The following is a 6,112-nucleotide window of genomic DNA, read 5'->3' on the forward strand; positions in this document are numbered from 1 at the left end:
GCGGGTCACCTTCCAAGGATGGTCAGTCGCGCACGTGCTCGGCGCGGGAGCGGCAAAAGCTCTTTATCCGACGCGTTGTTGACCGCGTTGTACACGCGTTGTATCGGCAGGGGGGGTGCGGATCCCTGAGCGGAAAACACGAAAAACGTGCACAGGGATGCTCTGTCGGCCACTGACGTTCATCGAAGTGCCCTGTGATGACGCCGCCACTTCGCGCGTGATGAGGTCGGGCCAACGGCACGAGAATGCACGAGCGATCAGGTGAAACCGCGCTTTGTGTGGCTCTGAGCCGTCAGCGGTGGCGCGGGGAAAGCCGGCGAGTGACGTAGCGCAGCCGCGCCCGCGTGGGGCCCAGGTCGCGCCAGGTCGAGAAGCTGTGCACCGTGCCCCGTCGCGGCCGGAGCGCGTCGAGTGCGGCGGCCGGGCCCATCTCACGGGCGCGTACCTGCCAGAGGATGCTGCGGAGATCACCCTCGAGGTGTCGGAAGAACAGCCCGGGCCGGCCTCGCACCGGCGCGACCGGCGCACCGCGCAGCAGCGAGCAGTAGAGCGACACGACGTTGGCACCGGCGATGATGGCGACGGGGAGCGACGCGTGAGTGCGCGGGTTCACGTCGAGCAGGTACGGGCCCGCCAGGTCGACGTGGAACACACCGTCGTAGCCCGCGAGCAGCGTCTCCAGCCGTGCCTCGAGCTCGGCATCGGGAGGCACGGTGGTGCCCGAGGCGATGGTGCCGCAGGGCGCGGGCCACACGCGGAGGTACTGAAGATGGGTGGCGGCCACGAGCTTGCCCTGCCACATCAGGCCGACCACCCCGCGCAGGTTCTCGCGCAGGTAGGGCTGGACGACCATCAAGCCCTCGCGCCCCGCGACCGCTTCGAGCTCGTCCGCCGATCCGAAGCGCGCCGCGGCGTACCGCTTCACCACCGGCTTCACCACGATCGGGTACTCGAGGTCGTGAGCCGCGGCGAGCAGCTCCTCGGCACTCTCGAACACGCGGCTCGGGGGGACGGGCAGGCCCGCGGCCACGGCCAGACGGGCGCTGGACTCCTTGTTGATGAGGTGCTGCACCGGCGCATCGAGCGCCACGAGGGCCGCGTCGCTCCCGGGGAACACCGCCAGGTACGGACGCGACTCGAGCTCGGTGCGCACCGCTTTCGCGTATCCCTCGGGGTCGGCCTCGCCCAGCGGCACCGGCACACGGCGGGCGCAGTGACGCGAGGCGCCGGCCAACGAGAGGCCTTCGTACTCCGTCACCGCCGGACGGTACCCGTCTGCGGCGAGGGCGCGGACCGCGGCGACCGCGGCGCGCGACTGCCCGTCGCCGCCCTCGGTGACGAGGACCCACTCACCCGCCATCGAGCGCTCCTGATGACACGGTCGGGCCGTAGACCGCGTGGGTCCTGGCGACGGTACGGAACCACGCCTCGCGATCGCCGGGGATCAGCCGGCCGCCTCCGACGATCGCCTTGACGATCGGGCAGTGCCGGGTGGAGAACGCACGGAACCAGGCGCGCTGCGAAAGCGTCGCGGGGTGACGAGCGGCCTCGAGCAGGGCGCGCGCCTCCACGTCGAGCATGGCGCGTCGGTCCCAGCCACCGGCGCGCACGGCGTCGGCGAGCGCGAGCACGGCCGTCTCCGCCGGACCGAAGAGGTGAGCAGCCAACCGCGCGCCTTCGTCGTCCTGGACGAGGAGCTCGACGACGTGCTTGGTGGCCAGGCCCTCGAAATTGGGCCGCCCTCCCCAACGGGACCCGTTGAGCACCAGCTTGAGCAGTCCCTCCGCGCCGGGTCGCACCCGTCGGAACCCGCGCGGGTCGATGATCGTGAGCGGCGCGAGCTGGTCGAGCGTGAACAGCATGGAGCCGCGGAAGACCTTGTTGTGCTTGATGCTCAGCTCGAGGAACGACGCCATGCTCTCGGGCGCCGCGATGAGGTTGCGACCGCCGGGGATGTGGTTGCAGACCGCGACCGGCTCGAGCCCGTTCGTTGCCGCCCACACGCGGAACTCGTGCTCGAGCGCGTCCCAGTCTGCCGGGTCGGCGGCCGAGTCGATGTCGCCCTCACCTTCGAGGGCTGAGGCGATCTGCTTCCACACCACGTAGGTCGACGACACCTCGGTGAGCCGCCGGAGCAGGGGCAACCAGAGCGCGGCGCGTTCACCTTCTGCACCTTTGCCCGTCACGTCAGCGCCAGCCGGCGACGCGGTCGAGGCCCCCGGCGAGGCAACCCGCGATCTCACGCGGCCCCCACCATTCCTCGACGGGATCACGAGGCAGGTCGTAGGGCGAGGTGACGCCGGCGACGTCGATCCGCCCGCGCGCCGTCGTGAACGACGCCTGGTAGCCGCTCTTGACGATCCATTCGCCGGCCGCGGCGCTGATGTTCTCGCGCCGGCCCCACGGGTAGGCGAACGTGCGCACCTCGACGCCGATGGCTTCCTCGAGGGCGGCCTTGGAGCCGGCTATCTCGCGCTCGAAGTCGCCGGCGTCACCCGTTGCGCAGTCCCAGTGGGTCGCGGTGTGGGAGCCGATCGCCCAACCGGCCGAGACGGCGTTGCGGAGCGATTCGGTCGACGCCAGCGGGTGCGGTGCACCGGCTGGGCTGCGCATCAGGCGTCGTGGTGTCCCGAAATTGGGCCGCACGGCGGCGCCGACGACGAACACGAGCGGACGCACCCCCAACTCCCGGGTCAACTCGAGGCTGGAGTCGTCGACATTGTTCTGATAACCGTCGTCGAAAGTGATGAGGACATGGCTCGTGCCGTTCGATCGGCGACCGCTGGTGACGAGCTCGAGCAGCGTCGTCTCGTCGATGATCTCGGCGCGCGTTCGGATGATGTCGACGTGGCGTCGGAACTCACGGGCCGGCGGCATGAGGTGGTAGGTGAGCACACGCACCCCGGGCTTCGGTCGCGCCCGCGACGCGACCGCGAGGAACGCGCGCCGCAACGTGCGCCGCGCGATGTCGCCGGGATCGCGGCGAAGCGTCTCGGGCGGCGACGACTGATGCTCGACTTCGATCACTCCCACCGTCCTGCGAGTCGGTCCGCCAGCAGCGGAGGTGCTTTCGACTATACCGTCGACCGATCGCGCCTCCGGTCGACGGTCCGGGGCGTCGGGGCCCTCTTGGCGCTGTGCCTGCTCGGTGCCGCCTGCGGAAACGACGGCGAGTCGTCCGTCGAGCGACGGGCGCGGGCCCGGGCCGAAGCGACGTCGGCCGCCCGCTCGGCCGAGGCGCTCTCGGCGTGCGGGACGCGCACCGGCCCACCTGTCGCTTACGACCACGTCGTCTGGGTCTGGATGCAGAACCGGCGCCTCGACGATGTCATCGGCTCGATCGACGCCCCCTTCATCAACGCGTTGTCCGCCGCGTGCGGGGTTGCGCTGAACTACAGCTGGGTCGGCCACCCGACCCAGATCCGCGCCACCGCGGGATGGGAAGCCGTGCCCTCGGGGTGCAGGCCCCCGCAGTGCGACACCGGCGCGACGAGCGTCTTCTCGGTCGTGAAGACGGCGGGCCGGCAGTGGCGCAGCTACGAGGAGAGCATGCCCGGCACCTGTCACCGTCACGAGGCCGCTCCCTACGTCGTGGAGCACAACCCCGCGCTCTACTACTCCGACCTGCGCCGCGACTGCCCCACATGGGACGTCCCGATGGGCACGACCCGGTCCGGCACGTTCCTCGACGACCTCGAGCGCAACCGGTTGCCCGCGTTCTCCTTCGTCTCACCCGACAACTGCAACAACACGCACGACTGCAGCCTCAGGACCGGCGACGACTGGCTTCGGTCGTGGGTGCCGAAGGTCGTCGCGAGCCCCGGGTACCGGCGCGGCGCAACTGCATTGTTCATCGTGTTCGACACGGGCGGAGACGCCAGCGGGTGCCTCACCAACCCGGACCGCAATTGTCTCGTGCCCGCGCTCGTGGTCAGCCCCTACACGCCTCGCGCCACCCGGTCCACCGAACGCTTCAGCCACTACTCGCTCCTGCGGACGACCGAGGAGCTCCTGGGCGTGGGCCCGTTGCTCGGCGGCGCGAAGCGGGCGACCAGCATGCGTGGCGCGTTCGGGCTCTAGCCCGGAGCCGTAAAGGGGGCCAGGTTCGGCGTCGATACCCCTCGCGTGTGCCGGCGGTCGTGGTCCGGCGCATCTTTCACTCGATGAGCCGCCCCCCTCACCTCTCCGACCCGACGAGCGCATGCGCTCGCTGAAGGCGCGGGGCCGCGCCGGCATCCAGGTGTCGTGGGGCCTGGTCGATCAGGGCTTCTCGTCCGCGACCAACTTCGGCCTGACCGTGATCGCAGGTCGCCTCGTCGGCCCGAAGGGTCTCGGCGTGGTGTACATCGGGTTCTCGCTGTACCTGTTCGTGCTCAGCTTCCAGCGCGCCCTCGTCACCGACCCGCTCGTCGTCTCATCCGCCCCGCTCGACGCGCCCCGGCGCGAGGCCGCCGGTCGCGCCGCGCTCACGCTCGTGCTCACGGGCGGGCTGGTCGCGACGACGCTGATGCTACTGCTCTCGCGCGTCGTGCCGGGGCCGGTCGGACGCGGGCTGCTGCTGTTCGCGCCCTGGATGGTGCTCGGCCTCGCGCAGGACTTCTGGCGTGCCCTGCTCTTCCGGAACGGGCAGGGCGCGGCCGCGGCCCTCAACGACGGCGTCTGGGTCGTCAGCATGGTCCTCGTCGTCCCGGTCGCGTGGTGGACCCGTTCGGAGTGGGCCATCGTCGGGACCTGGGGTGCCGGCGCGTCGATCGGTGGGCTGTTGGGGTTCGCGCAGACGAGGATGCGGCCGGTCCGGCCGGCAATCGCGTGGCGCTGGTGGCGAGAGGAAGCGTCGACGCTCGGACGATGGTTGGGGGTCGAGAACGCCGTGCTCGCCGCCCAGGCCCAGGTGCTCATCATCGTGCTCGCCGCCGTGCTGGGCGCGCGTGACCTCGGCGGCCTCCGCGCGGTCGAGGCGGTCTTCGCCCCGATGACGCTCGTCGGCGAGGCCATGGGGCTTCCCGGTCTGCCGCTGCTGTCGCAGTCGTTGGCCACGTCGTTCGCTTCGGCCCGACGATGGGCGGTGCGGCTGAGCTTGATCACCGTCGGCCTGGTGCTGACCTACCTTCTCATCGCGGGCTCCGTTCGCACCCAGGTGCTCTCGCTGGTGTTCGGGCACTCGTTCGACGGCTTCGGGAACCTCGTCCTGCCGATCGGTGTGGCTCAGCTGATCTTCGCGGGCGGCAGCGGCTTCTGGCTCCTCGCGAAGGCCGCCAGTCGGGGCCGTGCCCTCGTGTTCGCGCGCGCCCTGGGCTCGACCACCGCGCTCGTGGCGGCGGTGACGCTCGCGACCGTGCAGGGCCTGACGGGGGCGGCCTGGGGCCTGGCCCTCGGGACCGGACTCGGTTCCGGGCTCATCGCGGTGCTGACCCGTCGCGACGTCGGCACGCGCCGTTCCGGGATACCCGACGTCGAGCCGAGCGAGGAAGGACTGACGCCGGCGCGCATCTGACGCGTGATCCATCGAGAGGCTCACTTCGGTCTGCCCTGGTTTGGCTTGCACGGAGCGTCAGCTCGGGCGCGCTCAATCGCGGCGGCCTACCCTCCGAAGAAGGTCGCAGTTGCAGCCGCCTGAAGCGGCGCGGCTCCGCTCCGCTTCCTGTGCAACCGATGGGTGCGCAAAGCGTTGGCCCATCGCAGCACCCCGGTCCGACACACGCGGTTCCGGGCGGACAGTCCGTGCTCGAACTGCATGTCGGCAAGCTGCAGCCCGTACCGAAGGCGACACAAACGCAGTCGCCTTCAACGGTTCCTATTCGAGCGCAGGGCCCCAGCGGAGTGCCGGAACAACGTGTCGGTACCTGGCCCGCAGACAAAGACGGTGCAGGTTCCTACGGGATGCGTTCCGACGGCACTGGCGGCGAAGGCCGGACTCGTCATGATGACTGGCGCCGCCCAGACGATTCCCCCAGTGACGGCGCCCTTCTTGATCAAGTCTCGCCTGGAGAGACGCTGCTCTGACTCGCGACCTCGCGGTTCCACTGTTCGCAAGGCAGGCCCCCCACGTGACAGTCGATCACTCGCGACGGTAGCAAGACACACGCGCGGGCCGCTTGGCCGTTCGTTTGAG

The 6,112-nt window shown here is 70.5% G+C and carries 5 protein-coding genes; 2 read left to right on the forward strand and 3 right to left on the reverse strand.

Going from position 1 to position 6,112, the window contains the following annotated elements; all coding sequences use genetic code 11:
* Positions 1 to 292: 292 nt before the first annotated feature.
* The 3 genes from E6G06_16295 to E6G06_16305 are packed head-to-tail and all read right to left on the reverse strand — an operon-like array spanning position 293 to position 2,877.
* Positions 293 to 1,360, reverse strand: coding sequence for a hypothetical protein (locus E6G06_16295; protein TML88395.1), 1,068 nt, complete (start codon positions 1,358 to 1,360; stop codon positions 293 to 295).
* Positions 1,350 to 2,186: a hypothetical protein gene (locus E6G06_16300; protein ID TML88396.1), complete on the reverse strand. Its 837-nt coding sequence runs from the start codon at positions 2,184 to 2,186 to the stop codon at positions 1,350 to 1,352. Before E6G06_16300 ends, E6G06_16295 begins: the two co-directional genes overlap by 11 nt.
* Position 2,187: 1 nt before the next feature.
* Positions 2,188 to 2,877 carry a polysaccharide deacetylase family protein gene (locus E6G06_16305; protein TML88397.1) on the reverse strand — a complete coding sequence of 230 codons (690 nt, stop codon included), beginning with the start codon at positions 2,875 to 2,877 and terminating at the stop codon, positions 2,188 to 2,190.
* Between E6G06_16305 and E6G06_16310 the strand changes: the two genes are divergently transcribed.
* Both E6G06_16310 and E6G06_16315 read left to right on the forward strand, forming a co-directional pair.
* A complete protein-coding gene (locus E6G06_16310; protein ID TML88398.1) occupies positions 2,755 to 4,080 on the forward strand; it encodes a hypothetical protein in 1,326 nt (441 codons plus the stop codon). The two genes, E6G06_16305 and E6G06_16310, sit on opposite strands and share 123 nt — an antisense overlap.
* Positions 4,081 to 4,201: 121 nt before the next feature.
* Complete coding sequence (locus tag E6G06_16315) at positions 4,202 to 5,494, forward strand: hypothetical protein (protein ID TML88399.1); 1,293 nt, start codon at positions 4,202 to 4,204, stop codon at positions 5,492 to 5,494.
* The last annotated feature ends 618 nt before the right edge of the window (positions 5,495 to 6,112 follow it).

The organism is Actinomycetota bacterium (assembly GCA_005888325.1).
Classification (GTDB): Bacteria; Actinomycetota; Acidimicrobiia; order Acidimicrobiales; family AC-14; genus AC-14.

What these genes read in the sequence shown, in the direction of transcription:
- E6G06_16310 (TML88398.1), top strand. Translation starts at nt 2,755, where the DNA reads ATGGCTCGTGCCGTTCGATCGGCGACCGCTGGTGACGAGCTCGAGCAG.
- E6G06_16315 (TML88399.1), top strand. Translation starts at nt 4,202, where the DNA reads ATGCGCTCGCTGAAGGCGCGGGGCCGCGCCGGCATCCAGGTGTCGTGG.
- E6G06_16305 (TML88397.1), bottom strand. Translation starts at nt 2,877, where the DNA reads ATGCCGCCGGCCCGTGAGTTCCGACGCCACGTCGACATCATCCGAACG.
- E6G06_16295 (TML88395.1), bottom strand. Translation starts at nt 1,360, where the DNA reads ATGGCGGGTGAGTGGGTCCTCGTCACCGAGGGCGGCGACGGGCAGTCG.